Below are 531 nucleotides of genomic sequence, written 5' to 3'. Positions count from 1 at the left end.
AATCCGACGCGCAGGCATTCGACGCTCGGCTACGTCAGTCCGATACAGTTTGAGCAAGCTCGAGAAGCTTAGGTCGGTGTCCACTGAACCGGCAGCAGCCCATCTGTACCGTTTTGCCCCTGGATGGAACGGCGGCCCTGTCATGCGCTTTTTGGCTAACGTAAGTTACCCGCTTTATGCTCTGCACGCTACGATGGGCTACTTGGGCATACGTTGGATGATTGATGAAGGTATTCCGCCATTAGCGGCCCTTGGTTTGCAGACTGCGATAGCACTTCTCCTTGCTTGGATCACGCACAAGCTTGTGGAAATGCCCACGCATCGCCTCGGCAAGGCTGCAGCGCGCAGCATCGTAAGCTCGTCCTTTGCTTCTACGGCAACCACCTGAGTGTGTGGAATTTCGCCTTCGCAACCCCAACACTGTTTGTATATGTGGGGTATCCACTTAGCTCCACCAGCCCAGGATAACTGGATGGATATACAGTGTTCGTATGCTACACCGTCTCGGCGCGGTGCACTACATCTGCGTAC

At 54.8% G+C, this 531-nt stretch carries 1 protein-coding gene; it reads left to right on the top strand.

Translation table 11 applies throughout. The annotated features are described in order from the left end of the window. Nucleotides 1-388 (top strand): acyltransferase family protein (locus R2N11_RS26375; RefSeq protein WP_430715486.1); only part of this gene is annotated, 388 nt, incomplete at its 5' end. Between the last annotated feature and the right edge of the window lie 143 nt (nt 389-531).

The organism is Ralstonia flaminis (assembly GCF_958415495.1).
In the GTDB taxonomy this organism is placed as follows: Bacteria; Pseudomonadota; Gammaproteobacteria; order Burkholderiales; family Burkholderiaceae; genus Ralstonia; species Ralstonia flaminis.
Note: the sequence above shows the minus strand (reverse complement) of the source record. Positions and strands in the feature narration are given on the sequence as shown.